Below are 20,848 nucleotides of genomic sequence, written 5' to 3'. Positions count from 1 at the left end.
TTCCCATCGGGGGGTCAAGATGCCCTCTCGCAAGACCAGGGCCGAGGTACTCTACCCTAGGAGAGTAGCCTACTCTCTCGTCGTCGCTAGTATAGCCCTCTACCTGTTCTTCTCTGTATGGCCAATCCTATTCTCGATAGGGATAGCCTTCACTAACGCGAACGACGTAAACATAGCCCCGAACCCACAGTTAGTCGGGTCGATCAACAACGCCATAGCGTGCGCGGAGGCCCTCAGAGACAACGCGTCGTACGTCGAGAGGGCCGTTGGCACGGTCAAGCGCGTGGACGAGCTGTTGACCTCGATAAACCAGAGCCTCGCGAACATATACAACATGGTCTCTAACGGGACGAGCCCCTCGAGCCTCGAGTACCAGCTGGCGGTCTCAGACCTCTACAACAAGGCGAACATGCTGCCGAGTATACTGAGCGACTTCGAGAAGGCGTTCAACTGCACGGCCCTGGGGTACCCCACGGACAAGACCATTATCAGCTCTGCCGTAGAGTCTAACCTGACCAGGCTCATGGAGCTCTCCTCTTACCTCCCCACGCTACAGGACCCCAACAGGATACTCAACTTGACGTCGATGGGGCTGAGCATCGTCTCGGCTAGCGAGGCGTACTTCAAGTCCATCGAGACGGACTACAAGGGCTACTTCAACTCGGTGATCAAGAGCCTAGAAGCCGACAAGTACGGCGTGGAGATGCACTTCGCGGGCTTGAGCAACTTCCAGAAGCTCTTCACGGACCCCAGGTTCGTCTACTCGCTCTACAAGACGCTCCTCTTCGTGGCTACGAGCGTCCCCTTGAAAGTCTCCGTCGGAGTACTACTGGCCTTCCTGTACTCCACGCCGCTAGTCTACGGTAGGAGGGTGTGGAGAGGCCTGCTCCTTACGCCGTGGGCTCTACCGATACTCCTCTCTGGAATGATGTGGAAGTACATATTCTACCCCAGCGGACCACTGGGCGCGGCGTTCCACCTAGACATAAACAACAACGAGTGGCACGCCTTCCTAGTCTACAACCTGTTCGAGGCCTGGCTAGCCTACCCGTTCATAATGACCGTGACAATGGGGGCTCTCTCGGGCGTCTCCAAGGACTTGATCGAGGCATCCTACATAGACGGGGCCAGCCTCTTCTTCAGGATGAGGCACGTGGTTCTACCGCTGGTATCCAGGCCCCTGGTACTAGCCACAATACTGACAACAGGCGCCTCTCTCCAGGCCTTCATGGTGCCGCTGCTCATAAACGGCGGCGGGCCCACAAAGACTATAGCCGTCCCCTACCTCGGCTCCGCAACAGGGAACGCGAACGAGGTTCTGCTACTCTTCGGCTACGACAGGGTGACCATAGACAAGCAGTACGGCTACGCGGCGGCGACGTACGTGGTCGTGGTCTTGATAATACTCGCGTACGTAGCTCTATGGTTCTACTACAGTAGGAGGGGTGGTAGAGGGTGGTGAGGTCTATCACCTTCACTAGCATAATGCTGAGAGTCGCCCTGACGGTAGCCGGCGTACTGGTAGTCTCGATACTACTGTACCCGGTAGCCTACGCGTTCCTCATGTCGGTCCTTGGGAAGGAGGGGATATTCCTAACCAGCCTCAGCCAGCTGGAGGAGTACGGGGTGGACCCATGGAGGTACGTCCAGGTCCTGAGGGACCCGGAGTTCGTCAAGTCTCTCGTCACGAGCCTCGTCGTAGCGTTCCTCACCATACTGATATCGGTCATCGTAATCACGCCAGCCGCCTACGGGTTCTCGAGGTTCAGGTTCTGGGGCAGGGACTCCCTGCTCTACGTCTACCTGATAATGAGCCAGGTGGGCGGCGGCTTCGGCATCATGGCGACGGTGGCGCTGTACATATTCCTGCTGAGGCTCAACGCCATGGGCGTACCGGTGCTGGGGAACATGTTCGTACTCCCGGTGATCTACAGCTCCGGGCTGGTACCTTTCATGACCTGGTTGCTGAAGACCTACTTCGACAGCCTACCGAAGGAGCTGGACGAGGCCGCCTTCATGGACGGCGCGAGCTGGACTACGATCGTGTTCAGGGTGATTCTGCCCGCCTCCAGGTCGGCAATCATCATAATAACCCTGTTCGCGTTCATGAGCGCCTGGGGCGAGTTCATCCTAGCTAACTTCCTCGGCGTCAGCACGCTGGCGCAGTACATCTTCCAGACCGCCTTCGGGGCCAGGGGACTGGAGCTCCCGGCCAGGTTCGCCGCTAACGCCATACTCTTCGCTATACCCACGATAGTGATCTACGTAGTGGCGCAGAGGTACATCGGCGAAGCGATGAGAATGGGGGCTGTGCGAGGCTGAAAAAACTAGACTATAAGCTTACCTGTTTTTTTATCGAATACCAGCACCCTCCTCGGGTCGATTAAGAGGTACGCCTTGTCGCCCGGCTTGAACCTGGTCTCCCCTGTCAACTTCACCTTGACGAGCTCGTCGCCCAGCCTCGTCGTCGCAATGGCCTCGGAGCCGAGGTTCTCCACCAATTCGATCGTCGTCTCTGTCACCGCGACCTCCCTCACCCTCTTACCCGAGAGAGCCAGGTGCTCCGGCCTAATACCTACGTAGACCTCGTCCACGCCTGCGCCCGCTATCTTGGAGGCGATCCCCGGCTCGATAGGTAGCGCGACGCCGGGGCACTCGAGCCTAAAGGCCGTCTTAACCTTACCCGAGCCCATCACACCACCGGACAGCTCCTCGGGGACCGCGTACTCAACGGACTCGACCTCCCTCACCCTACACGGGAGGAGGTTCATCGGCGGAGAGCCTATGAACGTCGCCACGAAGGTGTCGGCCGGCTTGTGGTACAGCTCGCTCGGCGACCCGACTTGGAGGACCCTACCGGCGTTCATGACAGCTATCCTGTCCGCCATGCTCATGGCCTCTACCTGGTCGTGCGTCACGTAGACCGTGGTTATCCCCAGCTTCATCTGGATCTTCTTTAGCTCGGTCCTCATAGCCACCCTCAGCTTCGCGTCCAGGTTGCTTAGAGGCTCGTCCAGCAGCCAGACCTTGGGCTTCCTCACCAGGGCTCTCGCCAGCGCCACCCTCTGCTGCTGCCCTCCACTCAACTGCGACGGGTACTTCTCCAGGTGCTCTTTAATGCCCAGGAACTCGGCTACGGAGACCACGAGGCTCCTTATGTCGTCCTCGGTCAAGCCGACTTGCTTCTTCCTGGCCCTCAGGGGGAACGCTATGTTGTCGAAGACGGTCATGTGGGGGTAGAGAGCGTAGTTCTGGAACACCATGGCTACGTCTCTGTCCTTGGGGTGTACGTCGTTCACGAGCCTGTCGTCTATGTAGACCTCCCCCTCGTCAGGGGTCTCGAGCCCGGCTATTATCCTCAGAGTGGTGGTCTTACCGCAACCAGACGGGCCGAGTAGAGCGAAGAACTCCCCGTCCCTTATGTCGAGGTTGACGTGGTCTACCGCTACGACCCTCCCGTACCTTTTAACGACGTTGACGAGCCTAACCCTAGCCAACTAGACCACTCACCCACAGATTATTTGTGTGAACGGGTGTGAAAAAACTTTTGAACTCAAGCTACTTCGCCCTCAACCCGAGGAGCACCGCCGCTGCCAAGACGACGACCACTACTACGACGATTACCCACAGCTCAACTGCTGGCGCGCCCGCGGGCGGTGTAGCCGGCGTAGTGGCAGGTGGTGTGACCGGTGTTGTAGTGGTTGTCGTCGTGGTAGTCGTAGTAGTGGTGGTGAAGGTCGTGGTGGTCGTGGTCAGAGGCGGTGTGGTCGTGGTAGTTGTAGTAGTCGTAGTGGTCGTTGCCGTGGGCGGGGTGTACGTAGTGTACGACGGGCCGAAACCGACTACGACCGCCAGCTTCCCGGTGTTAGGGTCGAAGGAGTTGAGCATCTCGTACTGGTCCTTGGCAGTCGGGGCAAGGATGTCGAAGACGAAGGGTGCCACACCCTTCGCCACCGCCAGGGCGTACTTGCTGCCAGTACCGCACACCCACTGCTCCGCGTCCACGCTGAAAGCCCTCACCTTGGTAGCCGAATAGCCGTCGTAGCTCGTGACGGCCACAGCGAACCTCCACTGGTTGACGTTGGACAAGTCGAACAACATGGACTTCGGTACTTCGGCAATCATAGAGTTCGAGGTCGGGTCGGCGTACACCTTGAAGCCGTTGGTGTCCTGGGCTACAACCGTGTCGTTGTAGTAGTAGAGGGCCGATCTCTCGCCCTTGGGCACCGGGTCCGTACCCCAACCAGGCACTAGTAGGAGAGCTATGTGCCAGGCGCTATCAGTAGACAGGTTGACGTTCAGCCCGTAGGTGTCGGTCCTACCCCCGCTCATAGTCGTGTGTATGTATATGTGTACGTACTGTAGCGACCAGCCGTTGGGCCCGTTCCACGGGTTGCCGCCTAGGTTAGCTACTGTTACCGTGAACACTAGTTTGTCCCCAGCGTCGACGACCTTGAACTCCGTCAAGTCGAAGACCCCCTTCACGAAGACGTTCGCTTTCGGGTAGACGTAGCCTCCCGGCCCGTCATCGTCTCCGACAGGGTCTTTCATGTCGAAGACTACCGCTCCTCCAACCGCACCTCTCGGCACCTGCACCAGGTAGACCAGCCCAAGCCTGGTCGAGGAGCCCACATACTGCCCGTTCGCGTAGGAGGTGACGGTGATGTAGACTCTGTCGCCCTGGGTGAAGTTGAGCGTGCTCCAGGGGACTGCTACGTTTACTAGCGTCCCGTTGTCCTGGACGAGCTTGCTCGAAGCCGTGCCGACGGTGACCCAGCCTCCCCTACCGTCCGCCTTCAGCACCACTGCGCTGCCCGTCGCCTGGTCGACCTTGACAGCGTACACCAGGTAGACGCCTAGGTCCGCCGTGCTGTTCTCCGGGTAAACGTTGTAGCCGGGGTTGAACGGCGAGAGGCTCACCTTGGGGGAGGGCATGTAGAAGACGGCCACGCTGTTCGTCGAGGCGGTTGTGAAGTGGGCCGCGAGGTAGAGGTTACTGCCGTCAACTCCCACGTAGGCGTAGTCCACGAACCTGGGCTCGACTGGGAGGGCCAGCGCAGTGCCCGCGGAGACAAGGCTGTTCCAGTCCGAGAGCTTGTTGCCCAACGGGCTGGACGGGACCGGCTTGGGCACGTCCGGGTTGAGCCAGCCAATGGGCTGGCCGTCGGGGTACGCCGTCACGTTCAGGTAAGCCGGCGGCGTCAGGCCCGCCTTAAGGTAGGCCTCTCTCAGGAAGCCCTTGAAGATCGGGTCGAAGGTCTGCGCCGAGCCCGTCTCCTGCCCGTACCACCACCACCAGTCGCTGGCCTCGGCCCTCAGAAGGTACTCCGCGACGTCCTTGCTGACCTTGATAGCGTCCACGAGCGTTGAGACGCCTAGTTTAGACAGGATCTCGTCTCTCGCCTTAGCCAGCCACATCCAGGCCACGTTCTCCTGCCTGTCTCCGATCCACATTGCGAGGTTGCCACCCCAAGAACCCTCGGGTATTCTCCCGCTGACCGTCTTCACGGGTAGCATGGAGTAGCCGTCGCCGTAGCTGTCGGGCGGTATGTTGGATATGTCCTTCCCAGCCAGGTCGAAGTACTGGTACTGCTTCGGCGGCAGCTCTTTCGCCGTGCTGGAGTAGAGCTTGACGAACTCGCCTGGAGTAACGGTCTTAATGACGCCCTGGCTCTGGAGCTGCTCGAGCGTACTGTAGAGCTTGTTCAGGAAGTCGTCGCCGAAGTTGATGTAGTTCTCCCACGGGTTCTCGCCGTCGAGTGCTATGACTACGACCCTGGGACCGGCCGCGCTAGACGCTGACGCCTTGACCCTGTTCACGAGGTCGTTTACAGCCGAGTCCGTCGCCCAGGCGCTGTACTGGAAGCTTATCATGTTGCTGATGTCCGTGTTCCTAAAGAATACGTATATCCTCGACCCGCCGTAGTCGGCGTACCAGGGTACGCCGTAGTTGTTTATATCCGAGGCGTCCACGCCCGTCGCTGCGAGAATAGACTGGTCGGTGACAGTCCACGTCATGCCGGCCGAGGCGAACGCCTGCAGTACGTAGTCGTTCACCGCCTGCTCAGCCGGCCAGACGCCGACGGGAGTGTAGTTGAAGTACGTCTTGAAGAGCTCTATGCTCCTGGTTATGTGGGCTACCAAGTCGCTACTCCAGCCGAAGTCGGCTATGAGGGGTGCCAAGGGGTGGCTGTATGGCACTGGTATGAGCTCCGCCTGCCCCTTGCCGGCCAGGTCCCTGTATATGCCGGTTATCTTCGACATTATGTCCTTCTGAACGCTGAGGACGAGCTTCAGGTCGTCCCTTGTGAACATGGGGTTGGCCGAGGACTTAGCCCTCTGCATCAGGTCGTATACCTGCGGGTACTGCTCCCTGGCGACCTGGGGGTCTATCCAGAACAGGTTGAAGAGGACTGCTAGGTCTATCACCCTCTGGGAGGAGTAGTTGCCCGCAGTGAACTGGTTCGCCACGCACTTGATGAACTCCTGTTGTGTCAGCGGCTGCGCGCTGCAGATCTGGAACGCGGACTGAGCCGCGTTCCTCAGCTCCGTGTACCTAGGTATGACGTTCACGATCCTGTTCCAGTTTATGTCGAAGAAACCGCCGGGTATCTTGATCATGTTGTATACGTCCTCGGCTGTCAGGTTCTCGTTGTTCGCCACCTTGTAGGCGAGTATCTGGTAGCTGTCCATCCTACCGGTGGTGACGTAGTCGACCAACTGGTAGAGGAGCGAGCCCGAGAACGTGAAGGTGACCTTGATGTCCGGGTATTTAGAGAGGATGTACGCCATCTTGTAGTAGTTACCAACGCTGTGCATCCTAACCCAGGGCAACACGAAGTAGGTGCCGTCGGGGCTGTAGTACCAGGGCTGGTGGTAGTGCCATATGAAGGCTACGTATATAGGCTGGCTCTCGCCGACCATCACTGGTTGTACAGACACTAATATAGACATAATGAGGACGAGTTGCAGAACTAACAGTATTTTCCTCAATATACCACCCAATTTTATCTTGAAGCCACAAGTTTTAAAACTTAAATTGTTTTTGTATGATGAAACGCTTAAAACGTTTGTTTAAAGAATTAGTTATTTAGGGTTCCAGAAATAGTGTAGATACGGGTATTTATGGAGACGGGCTTCTCCTGGTTTTGTCCCAAGTGCGGCTTTAGAGAGGAGTTTGGCAAGTCCTACTACTACAAGTGCCCGAAGTGCGGTAGTCCGCTGACGATCTCGACTAACAAGAGGTACGAGTTGTCCGAGGGGAAGGGCCTCTACAAGTTCAAAAGCGTTCTCCCCGTCCTCCCGCACAAGTACATCGGTGAGGGGGGGACACCTCTAGTCGAGGTCGTCGAGGAAGGGGTAAACGTGTGGTTTAAACTCGAATACACGAACCCCAGCGGTAGCTTCAAGGACAGGGGTACGAGCCTCTCACTCGCGTACGCTAAGAGGCTGGGGTACACGAAGGTCGTTGACGACTCCTCCGGCAACACCGCCATATCCATATCGCTCTACTCCCGAGTACTCGGACTGAAGCCTGTCCTCTTCGTGCCCAAGACCGCGCCGGAGGGTAAGAAGAGGGCTCTCAAGTTCCTCGGGGCCACGCTCTACGAATCGGAGAGCAGAGGGGCGGCGAGCGTGGACGTGGTCAAGTACGTTGAGAGAAACCCCGACGCGTACTACGTGGCTCACACCTGGAGCTACTTCTACGTGGTGGGCGCCGCCACCATCTCCTTCGAGGTATTCGAGGAGGCCGGTGTACCGGACTACGTGATAGCCCCCATAGGCTCCGGAGGCCTACTACTAGGGCTGGCGCACGGCTTCAGGACGCTACTCGAACAAGGCTTGACGACCAAGATGCCCAGGGTGATAGGCGTACAGGGCTACAGCGTTCAACCGGTCAGCGTGGCTCTCAAGGGTGTCGAGACGCCCGGGGAGGACTCCAGCCTAGCCGACGGCATAATGGTCCCCAACCCTCCCAGGCTGGGCGAGATCGTGGAGGCGATCAAGGAGACGGGTGGAGACGTCTACCTGGTGGGCAACAGCGAGATCCGGGAGGCGTGGTCTAGGCTGATAGACCAGGGCTTCCTCGTAGAGCCGACCTCGGCGGCCGCGTACGCGGTGCTCCAGAAGCTGAAGACCAGGCTCCAGGGCAAGACAGTACTGGTACCCCTCACCGGCTCGGGGCTGAAGATAATATCGCAGGCCTAGCCCACGGGCCCGGCCCCGCTAAGCCCTACACAGGTTGACCACCAGAGCCGTCCCACGCCCGGCTCAGCCCCGTTGACCCATGAACGCCAGCGTCCGGGGTTAGGTTGCTCCCTTCCGGGCCTGGCCAGGTTCCCCCGGCTAAGGCGGTTGACCCCTCTCCTCCGAGAGGGGCTCCGCCTCCGCTAGCCCCATGGGGCGGGGGTCACAGCCTACTGCGTGGGGGATGGTGGGCCTGTGTAGAGCCCAGCGGTTATCTGGCCCCGTGTTACAGGGCCCTACCCGCGGCCCGTGGGCGATATTATATTTTGTCACACAGGCTTAAAAACACGCTAGGGTAGAGGGGCGAGCGAAAAGGCTAGGGCGAGCAACGAGACCGCGTTGACTAGGAGCGCCGCCTTCTTGAACCTCCCGCCCAGGACCTCGAAGACAATCCTACCCCCGTCCGTTATGAAGAGGGGGGCTGCGTTCAGTATGGCGAGGTTGAAGTTCACTAGGTAGAGCCAGAAGAATGCTCTCAAGAGCTGGACGGCAGGGTAGACCCCGACTACGCTGATTAGCCAGCTCGCCGGGGGTGTGGTCACGTACACGCCCAGCTTCCTCTCGGTAGCGTTCCTCGCTATGGAGACGGTCTCGACCGCACCCCTGGGAGTCAGGAGCGTTATGTTCAATACCGTGGCAGTCGCGTTGGAGAGCAAAGACCTGAGGTCTTCCACGCCTCTCGGGCTAACCCCGTTAACGCTCAGTAGGATGCTGTAGGGCTCGATACCCGCTCTGGAGGCGAGGCTGCCCGGGACTACACCGGTGACCAGTACACCGCTAGGCGACGCGGCGATATTGAAGAGGGCTAGGCCTAGCAAGCCGAGGGCCAGGTTCGCGGCCACGCCGGCCGCGAGGACGCTCGTTTTAACGAAGCGGCTCGACCTGTTGAAGTCCGACTCCTCGATCTCGGTGAAAGCCAGGGGTATGAGGACGGCTACGGCGAGGCCGAAGGACTTCACTCCTACGTTGTGGCTTACCGCCGTCTTCCCGTGGAAGAGCTCGTGTAAGACTACCGCAGCCCCTAAGGCCAGGACGAAGTAGGCAAGGTCGAGGCCCGTAATGTCGACGCCGGGAACGAGGACTCTCAAGGCGCCCGTACCGTTAAGCTTCGCATCGATACCACTGTACACTACCAGGAAGAACCACGCGACCGAGACAGCGTACAAGGCAACCAGTAGTATAGACGCCCGCCTCCAGGCTCTACTGGCTCCTCTCACTCTCCCGGCGCGGTAAACGAGTACACAGCCGTACATCAGCCGTATACGCCTCGACTCGAAGAACTCCCTCTTGTGGTAGTAAAGCAGGTTTAGAGTAGACCAGGCGGCCAGTAGACCCCCAAGCACTGTGAGAGCGGTGTTCAATACTGCAACCCTTACCAGGCTTCTTAATAAGTTCGGAACATCTGCATAGTAAGATGAGCGCCGCTTATAAAAGTGTATTGGAGATGGTCAGGGAGAAGGTCGAGAAGAGGCCCGAGTACCGGGAGGTCGAGTACACCCCCGACCACTGGATGCTGCTAGCCGAGTTGAGGAGGGCCGCAGGGAAGTTGATGAGGGTACTGGCCTCCCGCGGGCTGTACTCCGTAGTCCACGGGAGTATCGCCCGAGGCGACGTCCACGAGAAGAGCGACATCGACGTCTTCATACCCTACGTTATATCGTCCTTCAAGCTCGAGCAAGTCCTGGAAGAAGCCGGGCTGAAAGTCTACTCTAGGACCATCATCATGGCCACGCCTCAGAGCACCCCTAAGGCGTACTACGCTCTAGACCCCGAGGAGAGGGTCGTCATTAGCTACCCGCTCGCAAAGCTGAAGCCCCGCGAGATAGAGTTCTACAAGTTCGGGGGCATGCTCGAGCTCGAGGAGCTGGAGAGGGGCGCCCGGAAGCCGGGCGTTAACAAGAAGCTCGTCCTGATAGTCCCCTCGGAGAAGGGCCACCTAGAGGCGCCGGTGACAGGCTTCGAGAGCTACGTCGCTAGGGTCGTAGGAGTCAGCGTCGACACCGTCCTGGAGAGGGTGAGGGTCTTGACTAGGAGGGACGAGGTCGGCAGGACGGGCGTCTTCCTGAAGATAAACGTGCCCTCTACACTGAGCATCGAGGAGGCCTTAGCCGAGGAGACTACTAGGAACCAGTACCTGCGGAGGGCGCTCGTCGAGGCCGACCTCCTCTGAGGTGCCGGGATTGAAGATCCTCGAGGCAGACGAGAAGAAGGGGGTCTACAAGGTCCTGGTCGAGGACGAAGAGGACCTCTGGGCGCTGAGGAACATACTGAGAGAGGGCGACCTAGTCGAGGCTGTTACGACCAGGGAGGTCAAGCCCGGGGAGGGAGGTGAGAGCCGGAGGTTCCCGATGGTGCTCAGGGTGAGAGTGAAGGACGTCGAATTCCAGCCTTTCACGGACAGGCTCAGGATAAGGGGGGTCGTCGTCGAGGGGCCCGACAAGTACGGTGTCGTGGGTAAACACCACACACTCAGCATAAAGCCCGGGGACGTCGTGGTCTTCGTCGAGAAGGAGCTCGACGACTTTAGCAGGAAGTTCCTCGAGACCTACTCGAGGAAGAGGAGGATACTCGTCGTAGCACTAGACTACGACGAGGTCTGCATATCCCTGGTGTCGGAGCAGGGCGTGAGGGCTGTGAGAGAGTACTACACCAACCTGCCCGGGAAAGACGCTGTAGAGGAGTACGAGGAATCTGTCAGGAGGGTGATAGAGCAAGTCGTCGAGGAAGTATTGGAGTACTCCAGGACGCTCAGAGTAGACGGCGTCATAGTAGGCTCGCCGGGGTTCCTGAAAGACGAGGTAGTAGCCAGGCTGAAGAGCAGGGGGCTCGACAAGCCGCTGTTCGCAGACTCCGTATCCTACGGTGGTTGTAAGGGCGTTGACGAGATACTGAGGAGGGGCGGCGAAAAGAACGTAGTGAGGGAGCTGAACATAACGACGGCCGTGAAGTACTTCGAGGAGTTCAAGGAGGCCGTGACGCGAGACCCGGAGCAGGTGGCCTACGGGCTGGAGAACGTCGCGAAGGCCGTGGAGCTCAACGCCGTGAGAGTACTGCTGGTATCCAGCAGGCTCCTCTGGTCTAGCGAGGGGGGCGTAGACCCCAACGCCGTCGTGCTCGAGGCCTTCAAGAGGAGGGCCGAGGTCTACATCGTGCCCCCAGACTCCAACATCGCGCCGGAGCTGGAGGGTTTCGGCGGCATAGTAGCCCTCCTCAGGTTCAGGCTGCCGCTGGGCTGAGAATACCGCGCCCAGCAGTGGCCCTCGTTAAGGTTTATCACGTTCGAAAACATGATTAACCATTGTGAGGTCTAATAATGAAGATAGAGTTCTACATGCTCGACGACACCTACGAGGTCGTCGGGAACGAGCCTCACGTCCTCATCTACGGTGTTACCAGGGACGGGAGAAGGGTCGTCCTGAGGGACAGGCGCTTCAGGCCCTACTTCTACGTCGTATTGTCGCCCGACGCCGACCCCAACACCGTCGCGAAGAGGGTCAAGGCCCTCTCCGAGACGTCCTCGCCCATTATAGACGTGGGCGTCGTGGACAAGAAGTACTTTGGCAGGCCCGTTAAAGCCCTCAAAGTCACGACCGTGATACCGGAGAGTGTTAGGAGGTACAGAGAGAAGGTCAAGGGCGTGCAGGGGGTTGCCGATGTCCTCGAGGCGGATATCAGGTTCAGCCTGAGGTACGTCCTAGACCACGGGCTTAGACCGTGCGGCTGGCACGTCGCAGAGGTTGTAGAAGTCCCTAAGAAGCCCGGCCTGAGAGTAGACGCCGAGTACGAGGTGACCGGCCCGATCGAGACGCTAGAGGACTCAACCCCGCCCCGCGACTTGAGGATACTCGCCTTCGACATCGAGGCGTACACGAAGACGGGCAGCCCCAAGCCCAGCCAAGACCCCGTCATCATAATTGGTGTTATGAACGACAAGGGGGAGCTGAGGTCGTTCGCCTCGGACGGCCTAGACGACAGGAGGGTGATACAGGAGTTCGTCAAGTACGTTCAGGAGTACGACCCCGACGTAATCGTGGGCTACAACTCCGACGCCTTCGACTGGCCGTACCTGCTGGAGAGGGCCAGGAGAGTAGGCGTCAAACTAGACGTCTCCCGCCGGCTGGGCGTGGAGCCCCAGACCAGCACTTACGGGCACGTGAGTATACAGGGCAGGCTCAACGTGGACCTCTACAGGTTCGCGGAGGAGATACCCGAGATAAAGGTGAAGAGCCTCGACGTGGTCGCGGAGTACCTTGGCGTAATGAAGAGGGGCGAGAGGACCCTGGTCGAGTACACGGACTTCCCGAAGTACTGGGACGACCCGTCGAAGAGAGGAGTGCTCGTGAAGTACAACCAGGACGACGTCAAGTCTACTATGGGCTTAGCCGAGAAGTTCCTGCCCTTCGCGATGCAGCTGTCCTACGTAACGAGGCTCCCGCTAGACCAGGTAGGCGCGGCGAGCGTGGGTAACAGGCTAGAGTGGTTCCTGATGTACGAGGCGATGAAGGCGGGGGAGCTGATACCCAACAGGGAGGAGAAGGAGGCCGAGCCGTACAAGGGCGCTGTAGTCCTCCAGCCCGTTAGGGGCATACACGACAACGTAGCCGTGCTAGACTTCTCCAGTATGTACCCCAACCTGATGATCAAGTACAACGTGGGCCCCGACACCATTGAGAGGGCGGGCGAGTGCGATGTCGAGACCCACAACATCGCGCCCGAGGTAGGGCACTGCTTCAGGAAAGAGCCGCCCGGCTTCTTCAAGGACGTCTTGACGAAACTACTCGAGCTCAGGAAGTCCATTAGGAGCGAGATGAAGAAGTACAAGCCCGACACCGTGGAGTATAGGATACTGGACGAGAGGCAGAGGGCTATCAAGATACTTGCCAACGCTACGTACGGCTACATGGGCTGGGTCGGGGCTAGGTGGTACTGCCGCGAGTGCGCTGAGGCCGTTACAGCCTGGGGTAGGGCCACGATCACCAACGTCATCAAGTACGCGGAGGGGCTAGGCCTGAAGGTCATATACGGCGACACGGACTCCATCTTCGTCAAGTACGACAAGGAGAAGGTCGACAAGCTCATCAAGTACGTGGAAGAGGAGCTCGGCTTAGAGATCAAGATCGACAAGCTCTACACCAGGGTCTTCTTCACAGAGGCGAAGAAGAGGTACGCAGGGCTCCTCGAGGACGGGCGCGTCGACATAGTGGGCTTCGAGGCTGTCAGGGGCGACTGGGCCGAGATAGCCAAGGAGGTCCAGGAGGAGACAACCGAGATACTGTTGAAAGACGGCGACTTGAACAAGGCCATCGAGTACGTGAGGAGCGTTGTTAGCCAGGTCAAGTCCGGGGGCGTACCGGTGGAGAAACTCGTGATATGGAAAACACTGACTAAGAGGCCCGAGGAGTACTCGGCTGAGGCCCCCCACGTGTCGGCCGCTAGAAAGCTGATGAAGAGGGGCGTCCGCGTCGACGTCAACGACAAGATCGGCTACGTGGTCGTGAAGGGGTCCGGCAAGATATCCGACAGGGCCGAGCCGTACATATTCGTGAAGGACCCCAAGTCGGTTGACGACGCGTACTACGTAGACCACCAGATAGTACCCGCCGCTATGAGGATACTCGAGTACTTCGGGGTGTCCGAGGCGCAGTTGAAGAAGACTTCGCAACAGGCCCCAAGCCAGAAGAGCCTGCTAGACTTCCTGAAGCAGAAGAAAAACTAGCTATGTGAACTCGGAGAACGTCAGCACCAGTACTTCGGGCGGTTTAAGGGTTATCTTGCCCACTTTGGCCCCGACGAGTATCTTAATGTTTTTCTCAACCGCCTTGTCCAATAGCCTCTGCGTAACGATACCGTCGAATACGACCGCGTTTACCGCGCCCTCCTGCACGTTTGACAGCTCGTCCACCAGGTCTCTAGTCGGTATCCTCTTTATCTTACCCCAGTTACTGTCGTACAAGATAGCCTCAAGGGTGCCTACCAGGGACTTTATGTCCTCCACGACTGTGGAGGGTATCACAACCTCCTCCCTTGTTACCTCCTCGGTCTCCTTCCTCAGCCTCTCCTGCGCCTGGAGTAGTTGCTGAGCCTCCTTAACACCCTCTTTCGATAGCTCCTCGAGGTAGGTCTTGTAGTCTACAGCCTTGCTCAAGGCCTCCTCGATGTCCTTGCCCGTTAAGTCCTCTACCTCCTTGCCAGGTGGCGCTCTCGCGACCAGGTCCACCTTGATGCTCCTGAGCAGCTCTCTCAGTATCAGGTCGCCTATGTGGTCCCCGTCTACGAAGACTATCGTCTTCTTCTTCCTAGCCAGCTCTTTAACCGTGTCGGGGACCTTCCTCGCGCCGCCTATCGCTATGACGTTGGTCTTACCATACCTCAGAAGGTTTATGACGTCGGCTCTCCCCTCGACTATTATCACCGTATCGGACTTGTCGACGTCCGGGCCCGCCGGGAGCTCTTCTTTACCGTAGGATATAGGCTCGGGTACCCTCAGCAGCTCCTGTATGTCTCTCAGTATCTCTTTTATGTCAACGGTCTTTTCCTTACCCCATCTCCTGAGTATGTCGACAGCCCTGTCCATTATCTTCTTGATCCTCTCGATCCTCAGGTCGACTATCTCGGTTACCTCGACTTTGGCGTCGTAGGGGCCTACTCTATCGACGATCTCTATCATGGCCGCCAGTAGCGCTGTCTCGACTCTGTCGAGGTTGCTCGGTATCTGGATCTCCCCGACAGTCTTGCCGCCCTGGGTCTTTATGTTCACTACTATCCTCCCTACCCTGCCCTTGTCTTGGAGTGCCTTCAGGTCGAACTGCTCGCCGAACAACCCCTCCGTTTGACCGAAGAGGGCGCCGATTATGTCGTGCTTCTCCACAACGCCGTCTACTTGGACGCGTGCCCTGATAAGGTACTTGCTCATATACTCCACGCTACTAGCCAAACAGATCTCAATTCTTAATAATGTTTTTAAAGACCTAAATTAAGGTGGTTTAAGCGACGCTCCTTCAGACTATCCTAACCCTGTTGACCTTCTTGTTAGCCCAGCTATACCTCCTAATCCTCTTACTCCTACCGAATCCGCAGGCAGCGCAGTAGCCCTTGGCGACGTTGAAGCTGTGCCTCCCGCACCTCCTGCACCTGATGTGCGTCTTGCTCCTACCGTGTTTACCCATCGCAGTGGTTCCTTTGACCATGGCTCAGACCCTCAGGCCTGGAGAGGTGATATGAGTACTACAGTGTCTCCTCTTATAACCAGTGTCCCGAGCTTCCTGCTAGAACCGTCTCCTCTGACCTCCTCGGCGTCGTCGAGGACTATGTTCAAGTGCTGATCGTAGCTCCTGAGCTTCCCTCTTATAGAGACCTCGCCCTTCATCTTGATCAGCACTATCTTGCCGACGTTCTCTTCGAGCAGCTTGTACGTTGTCTCGGCAATCATGAAGTCATCCCTAGACCAGGTATCTAATGCGTGTTAAAATACCTGAAACTCTTTAAATACTTGACTAGCAGGTTTACTGGAATGCTGCGGCACCCGTTGTCTAAAAAGGAGAAGAGGGGCCTACTCCAGGAGGTGTCGGCCAAGTTCGGGTTTCTCGGGCTGGATGTAGAGCAGCCTCTCGAGCACGGTAGAGACGAGGACGGGGAGTACATCATAGTGGGCAGGAGCATAGCCCTGATCAAGGCAGGGGGCAAGTGGTTCCCCGCACTAAGGTATGTGCTGGAGAGGGGTCTCAAGCCGAGCCCGGGCATCTACGTCGACAGAGGCGCCACCAACGCGCTCCTCCGCGGCGCCGACCTTATGGCGCCCGGTGTGAGGAGGGTCGAGGGCGGCTTCAGTAAAGAAGACGTAGTCTTCGTATACGACGAGGAGTCGGGTAAGCCCGTGGCCCTCGGCGTCGCGCTCTACTCCTCAGACGAGCTTAAGTCGCTGAGCCGGGGTAAAGTAGTGAAGGTGCTCCACTTCGTCGGCGACAAGTTCTTCGACAAGAAGGTCTAGCACGCGAGAAACAACAGCGGGGTACCGGCTGGGGAGCGGGTTTAAGAAACATCATTCTTTAAAAAACCGTATACAGCTCTAATTAAAGAGGTGGTTTAGATGCCATTCGAGAAAGGGGACTTCCTGTTAGTGGACTACACTGTGAGGGTTAAAGAGACGGGCAACCTCGTCGACACGACCGACATGAACACGGCGAAGCAGGAGAACATGTACGACGAGACGAAGGTCTACGGACCGACGCTAGTAGTCCTAGGGAAGGGGTGGATCAACCAGTATGTCGAAGAGGAGATCATGAAGATGGGCGAAGGCGAGGAGAGGACTATTGAGGTCCCGCCTGATAAGGCCTACGGTGACAGAGACCCGAACAAGGTAAAGGTCTACAGCCTTAGAGAGTTCACTAAGAGGGGCTACGAGGTGAAGGTAGGAGACATAGTCGAGACGGAGTCCGGGAGAGGAGTAGTCAAGAGTATAAGCGGGGGTAGGGTCGTAGTAGACTTCAACCACCCTCTAGCCGGCAAGGTGCTGGTGTACAAGGTCAAGGTCGTGAGGAAGCTCGCCGACGCCAAGGAGAAGCTCCTCTACCTCGCGGTTAGACACCTGAGCATACCGGGTGAGGAGCTCAAAGTAGACTTCGACGAGGCGTCGAAGAGAGTGACGGTGGGCCTCCCCGGCAAGTACATTAGTAGGAGAGACCTACCATACGCCAAGATAAGCCTCGCCACGGAAATCCTAGAGACGTTCAAGGACACCGTCAACGAGGTCGTGTTCCAAGAAGTGATCGCCAGGAAGACCGAGCAGTCGCAGAAGAGCTAGGCGACGCCGGTCTCCTTAACTAGCCTCCAGGCGGCCTCCCACGCCAAGCCGTTTTCGCCGAGTATAGTGTATCGCTCAGGCCTAATTTTGTGGGCGATCGTTAGAGCCTTGACTATGGTCTCGGCTGGAACGCCTATCTCGTCGGCTCTCGTGGGCAGGCCTATCTTTCTCATGACGTCCCTGACGAGCCTCCACTTCTTGTCCCCGTACAAGTAGAGCATGAGTATAGTCCCGAGGGCGACCTGCTCGCCGTGTAACGCTCGCCCCGGGGCTAGTAGGTCTAGCGCGTGGCTGAACAAGTGCTCGCTGCCGCTCGCGGGCCTACTCGACCCAGCTATACACATGGCGACCCCGCTGCTAATGAGAGCCTCTACGAGTATCCTCACGCCCTCCTCGCTACCGCTGGCGATCAGCTCGTGGTACCTCAGGACGTGCTTAGCGCTCATTAACGCTAGTTGTGCGGCGTACTCGCCGTAGTACTCCCCCTTCAGCCTGTGGGCGAGCCTCCAGTCTTTGACAGCCGTGAATTTCCCCAGTAAGTCCCCGACCCCGGCTAGTATCAGCCTCCTGGGCGCCCTAGATATGACGCCCGTATCGGCGATAATAGCGCTGGGCGTCGTCGCATATACGCTTGTCGGCCTCTCCAGGCCCCTCAAGCTAGCGAAGGGGCTCGCGATGCCGTCGTGACTAGGGGCCGTGGGGGCGCTCACCATCCTGGCACCCGCTCTCCCCGCCGCGAACTTCGCTAGGTCTATAGACCTGCCTCCGCCGACACCCAGCACGAAGCCCACGTTCTCTCCTCTAGCCTGCTCCGCGATTCTCTCCGCCTCACCGACGCTGGCCTCCCCGGCCTCGAAGACCCTCACCCTGAAGCCGCTGGCTTTCAGGTTCTCCGCGACCTCCCTACCGGCGATCTCGAAAGTGCTCCTCCCCGTGACGATGCCCACTAGGTCGCCGGGCCGGCCGCCCAGGGCCTCCAGGACGCCGGCGGTCTTGCCGAGCACTCTACTGCCGACGACGACTATAAACGGCAGTTTTATCTCGTGAATACTCAAGCCGACACCCTTTAGACATACGTTTATATAAGCTTAAAACCCGATTCATAACACCATAGAGGTGTCCTCTACTTGAATACCGAGAGCAGAACAACGACTGTCGGCCTAGTAGTGGGCGACTACGTAGTGCTGGCCGCCGATAAGAGGGCCACCGGGGGCCCCATGGTGTACCACAAGAGGGTCAGGAAAATACACAAGATAACCGACTACGCCGCAATGACGATATCCGGGCTTGTGGCAGACGCGCAAGTACTCGTCGACGAGGCGAGGTACATAGCTAGGCTCTACGAGCTGGACTACGGGAGGAGGATCGCATTAAGGTCCCTCTCGAACTACATGTCTCTCATACTCTCAGCGTACCTGAGGTACGTCCCCTTCATAGTCCAGCTCCTGCTCGGAGGCGTCGACGAGGAGGGGCCCTCGCTGTACTACCTGGACCTGTACGGCTCCATCTCCAAGGAGAACTACGCTTCCACGGGCAGCGGGTCGCCGGTGGCTTACGGGGTTCTAGAGAAAGAGTACAGGAAGAACATGAGCCTCGAGGAGGCAAAACACCTGGCGTTCAAGGCTGTAGAGGCGGCTCTGAGCCGGGACGGTTTCAGCGGCGAGGGCGTAGACGTGGTGGTCATAGGCCCCAACTACTACACCGAGGAGACGTTCCTCTTCGAGAAGAAGCTCTTGTCCAACCAATAGGCTTAAAAGTATAAAAGTTAATTAACGTCTTATACAAAGATCCACACAGAACCACAACTTCTCCCCGCGTAATTAAGGGTGTGTAGGGAAGTGACTTTACCTAGCGACATACTGGACAAGAACAGGAAGACGTTAGTGGAGCTGCTATTGAAGGAGATACCGCCCGAGCTCAACCTGGCGAGCATCGAGTTCGAGGGGCCGGAGATAGTCCTCTACGTCAACAACAGGCAGGCAATAGTAAAGTTCCTAGACACCATAAAGGCCATCGCCAAGAAGATACGTAAGAGGGTCGTGGTCAGGGCCAGCCCAGACGCGAGGCTCCCCCCTGAGGAGGCCAAGAAGAAGATCCTCGAGCTGGTCCCGAAAGACGCGAACGTCGACCCCAACAGTATAGTCTTTGACGAGACCCTCGGCGAGGTCTGGATTAAAGCGGAGAAGCCGGGTGCGATAGTCGGCAAGGGCAACATCATAAGGCACTTCATCCTGGCAGAGACGGGCTGGAGGCCCGTGCCCCAGAGAGCATCGCCGCTAGAGTCCAAGATGTTGAACACCATTATGTCCAACATGCTGAAGCAAAGCAAGTACAGGCTAGAGTTCCTCAGGAGAGTCGGCGAGAGGATTCACAGAGACGTGATCTTCAAGAACAACTACGTTAGGGTCACCGCTCTCGGGGGCTTCATGGAGGTGGGCAGGTCCGCGATCCTCGTCGAGACGAAGGAGAGTAGAGTGCTACTAGACCTCGGCATTAACGTGGGCGCTCTACACGACCCCCTCAAGGCTTACCCCGAGATCGACCTCGACGCTATCAGAGTAGACGAGCTCGACGCTGTTATCGTGACTCACTCGCACCTAGACCACGTGGGGGTAGTGCCGCTGCTCTACAAGTACGGCTACAGGGGCCCGACGTACATGACCAAGCCCACTAGGGAGCTCTCGGCGATCATGGTCCAGGACTTGATCCAGGTCACCAGGAGAGAGGGGAGAGACCTCCCCTTCGGCGAGAAAGACCTGTCCACGATGATACTCCACACTATACCAGTAGAGTACGACGAGGTCACCGACGTAGCGCCCGACATAAAGCTGACGATGTACAACGCCGGGCACATACTGGGGTCCGCTATAGTCCACCTCCACATAGGCATGGGGTTGCACAACATAGTGTACACGGGAGACTTCAAGTACTCTAGCACCAGGCTGCTGGACAAGGCGGTGAGCGAGTTCCCTAGAGTAGAGACTCTAATAATAGAGAGCACTTACGGCGCCACTAAGCAGCAGAGTAGGCAGGCCGCCGAGCAGCAGTTGATAGACATCGTTAAGAGGACTATCGAGAGGCGCGGCGTCGTCCTAATACCTGTCTTCGCCGTGGGTAGAGGACAGGAGATCATGGTGGTACTAAACGAGGCTATCGAGAAGAAGATGATCCCGCCCGTAAACATATACATCGAGGGCCTGATAAACGAGGTGACAGCCATACACACCGAGTACCCCGAGTACATGAGCAAGAGCCTGAGAGACGCCATATACAGGGGCGAGAACCCGTTCACCAGCGAGCACTTCAAGATCATAGAGGGGGACGTCGGCAGGCCCGATATCGTGGAGGACAGGCCGTCCATAATCATGGCGACCAGCGGCATGCTCACAGGCGGGCCCGCCGTAGACTACCTCAGGCTGATAGCCAGCGACGAGAGGAGCTCCCTAGTCTTCGTAGGGTACCAGGCCGAGGGGACGCTGGGAAGGAAGATAAAGGACGGTATGAGGGAGATAACGAACGTCGTCGAGGGCAAGGTCGAGGTACTCAAGATAAACCTGGAGGTTCACAGCATAGACGGCTTCAGCGGCCACAGCGACCAGACGGAGCTCGTCAGATACGTGCTGAACATCAAGCCCAAGCCGAGGAACATAATACTGAACCACGGCGAGCCCAACGCTATATACACCTTCGCGAGGCTTATATCGCGGGCTGTCAGAGACCCGTCGTCCGGCTACCAGACCGTGCCGAACATCTTCACACCAAGCATCCTAGACAGCGTCAACCTAACTGTCTCTAGATAGC

General features: G+C 58.0%; 17 protein-coding genes and 1 other RNA gene. 10 read left to right on the top strand and 8 right to left on the bottom strand.

Features of this window, described 5'->3' with window-relative positions:
• Nucleotides 1-19: 19 nt before the first annotated feature.
• A complete protein-coding gene (locus WLZ34_RS03855; RefSeq protein WP_434730798.1) occupies nt 20-1,462 on the top strand; it encodes a carbohydrate ABC transporter permease in 1,443 nt (480 codons plus the stop codon).
• Nucleotides 1,456-2,322 carry an ABC transporter permease subunit gene (locus tag WLZ34_RS03850; RefSeq protein WP_434730797.1) on the top strand — a complete coding sequence of 289 codons (867 nt, stop codon included), beginning with the start codon at nt 1,456-1,458 and terminating at the stop codon, nt 2,320-2,322. The genes WLZ34_RS03855 and WLZ34_RS03850 overlap by 7 nt, the downstream gene beginning before the upstream one ends.
• Nucleotides 2,323-2,327: 5 nt before the next feature.
• On the opposite strand, the gene WLZ34_RS03845 is transcribed toward WLZ34_RS03850, so the two are convergent.
• On the bottom strand, nt 2,328-3,497 hold the full coding sequence (locus WLZ34_RS03845; RefSeq protein WP_434730796.1) for an ABC transporter ATP-binding protein: 1,170 nt from the start codon (nt 3,495-3,497) through the stop codon (nt 2,328-2,330).
• Nucleotides 3,498-3,558: 61 nt separating this feature from the next.
• Complete coding sequence (locus WLZ34_RS03840; RefSeq protein ID WP_434730795.1) at nt 3,559-6,993, bottom strand: glucodextranase DOMON-like domain-containing protein; 3,435 nt, start codon at nt 6,991-6,993, stop codon at nt 3,559-3,561.
• A 132-nt stretch (nt 6,994-7,125) separates the two neighbouring features.
• On the opposite strand from WLZ34_RS03840, the gene WLZ34_RS03835 reads away from it, so the two are divergent.
• The gene (locus tag WLZ34_RS03835; RefSeq protein WP_434730794.1) at nt 7,126-8,208 is read left to right on the top strand and encodes a threonine synthase; all 1,083 of its coding nucleotides are present in this window, start codon (nt 7,126-7,128) and stop codon (nt 8,206-8,208) included.
• Between the two features lie 6 nt (nt 8,209-8,214).
• On the opposite strand, the gene ffs is transcribed toward WLZ34_RS03835, so the two are convergent.
• Together ffs and WLZ34_RS03825 are read right to left on the bottom strand one after the other, a co-directional pair.
• Nucleotides 8,215-8,488: signal recognition particle sRNA (gene ffs, locus WLZ34_RS03830), an RNA gene on the bottom strand.
• Nucleotides 8,489-8,537: 49 nt separating this feature from the next.
• On the bottom strand, nt 8,538-9,608 hold the full coding sequence (locus WLZ34_RS03825) for a site-2 protease family protein (protein WP_434730793.1): 1,071 nt from the start codon (nt 9,606-9,608) through the stop codon (nt 8,538-8,540).
• An 83-nt stretch (nt 9,609-9,691) separates the two neighbouring features.
• On the opposite strand from WLZ34_RS03825, the gene WLZ34_RS03820 reads away from it, so the two are divergent.
• The 3 genes from WLZ34_RS03820 (at nt 9,692) to WLZ34_RS03810 (ending at nt 13,963) form a co-directional block, all read left to right on the top strand.
• Nucleotides 9,692-10,417, top strand: coding sequence for a nucleotidyltransferase domain-containing protein (locus tag WLZ34_RS03820; protein WP_434730792.1), 726 nt, complete (start codon nt 9,692-9,694; stop codon nt 10,415-10,417).
• Between the two features lie 10 nt (nt 10,418-10,427).
• Nucleotides 10,428-11,483, top strand: a complete 1,056-nt coding sequence (locus WLZ34_RS03815; RefSeq protein WP_434730791.1) for an mRNA surveillance protein pelota — start codon at nt 10,428-10,430, stop codon at nt 11,481-11,483.
• Nucleotides 11,484-11,560: 77 nt separating this feature from the next.
• On the top strand, nt 11,561-13,963 hold the full coding sequence (locus WLZ34_RS03810; RefSeq protein ID WP_434730790.1) for a DNA-directed DNA polymerase: 2,403 nt from the start codon (nt 11,561-11,563) through the stop codon (nt 13,961-13,963).
• On the opposite strand, the gene dnaG is transcribed toward WLZ34_RS03810, so the two are convergent.
• The 3 genes from dnaG to WLZ34_RS03795 all read right to left on the bottom strand — a co-directional run bounded on the left by dnaG (nt 13,964) and on the right by WLZ34_RS03795 (nt 15,673).
• Nucleotides 13,964-15,160 carry a DNA primase DnaG gene (dnaG, locus tag WLZ34_RS03805; RefSeq protein WP_434731930.1) on the bottom strand — a complete coding sequence of 399 codons (1,197 nt, stop codon included), beginning with the start codon at nt 15,158-15,160 and terminating at the stop codon, nt 13,964-13,966.
• Nucleotides 15,161-15,245: 85 nt separating this feature from the next.
• Complete coding sequence (locus WLZ34_RS03800) at nt 15,246-15,434, bottom strand: 50S ribosomal protein L37e (protein WP_048162840.1); 189 nt, start codon at nt 15,432-15,434, stop codon at nt 15,246-15,248.
• An 11-nt stretch (nt 15,435-15,445) separates the two neighbouring features.
• Complete coding sequence (locus WLZ34_RS03795) at nt 15,446-15,673, bottom strand: LSM domain-containing protein (RefSeq protein WP_048163522.1); 228 nt, start codon at nt 15,671-15,673, stop codon at nt 15,446-15,448.
• An 84-nt stretch (nt 15,674-15,757) separates the two neighbouring features.
• On the opposite strand from WLZ34_RS03795, the gene WLZ34_RS03790 reads away from it, so the two are divergent.
• Together WLZ34_RS03790 and WLZ34_RS03785 are read left to right on the top strand one after the other, a co-directional pair.
• Complete coding sequence (locus WLZ34_RS03790; protein WP_434730789.1) at nt 15,758-16,234, top strand: DUF1947 domain-containing protein; 477 nt, start codon at nt 15,758-15,760, stop codon at nt 16,232-16,234.
• Nucleotides 16,235-16,333: 99 nt separating this feature from the next.
• Nucleotides 16,334-17,047 carry an FKBP-type peptidyl-prolyl cis-trans isomerase gene (locus tag WLZ34_RS03785; RefSeq protein WP_434731917.1) on the top strand — a complete coding sequence of 238 codons (714 nt, stop codon included), beginning with the start codon at nt 16,334-16,336 and terminating at the stop codon, nt 17,045-17,047.
• Here WLZ34_RS03785 and WLZ34_RS03780 read toward each other — a convergent pair.
• Nucleotides 17,044-18,102, bottom strand: a complete 1,059-nt coding sequence (locus tag WLZ34_RS03780) for an NAD(P)-dependent glycerol-1-phosphate dehydrogenase (protein WP_434731916.1) — start codon at nt 18,100-18,102, stop codon at nt 17,044-17,046. The genes WLZ34_RS03785 and WLZ34_RS03780 overlap by 4 nt on opposite strands.
• A gap of 72 nt (nt 18,103-18,174) precedes the next feature.
• On the opposite strand from WLZ34_RS03780, the gene psmB reads away from it, so the two are divergent.
• Both psmB and WLZ34_RS03770 read left to right on the top strand, forming a co-directional pair.
• On the top strand, nt 18,175-18,795 hold the full coding sequence (gene psmB / locus WLZ34_RS03775) for an archaeal proteasome endopeptidase complex subunit beta (RefSeq protein WP_434731915.1): 621 nt from the start codon (nt 18,175-18,177) through the stop codon (nt 18,793-18,795).
• A gap of 90 nt (nt 18,796-18,885) precedes the next feature.
• On the top strand, nt 18,886-20,847 hold the full coding sequence (locus WLZ34_RS03770; RefSeq protein ID WP_434731914.1) for a beta-CASP ribonuclease aCPSF1: 1,962 nt from the start codon (nt 18,886-18,888) through the stop codon (nt 20,845-20,847).
• Nucleotide 20,848: the final 1 nt, after the last annotated feature.

Source organism: Thermogladius sp. KZ2Tp1, assembly GCF_051131135.1.
Lineage (GTDB): Archaea > Thermoproteota > Thermoprotei_A > Sulfolobales > Desulfurococcaceae > Thermogladius.
This window is presented reverse-complemented; position numbering and strand designations above follow the sequence as displayed.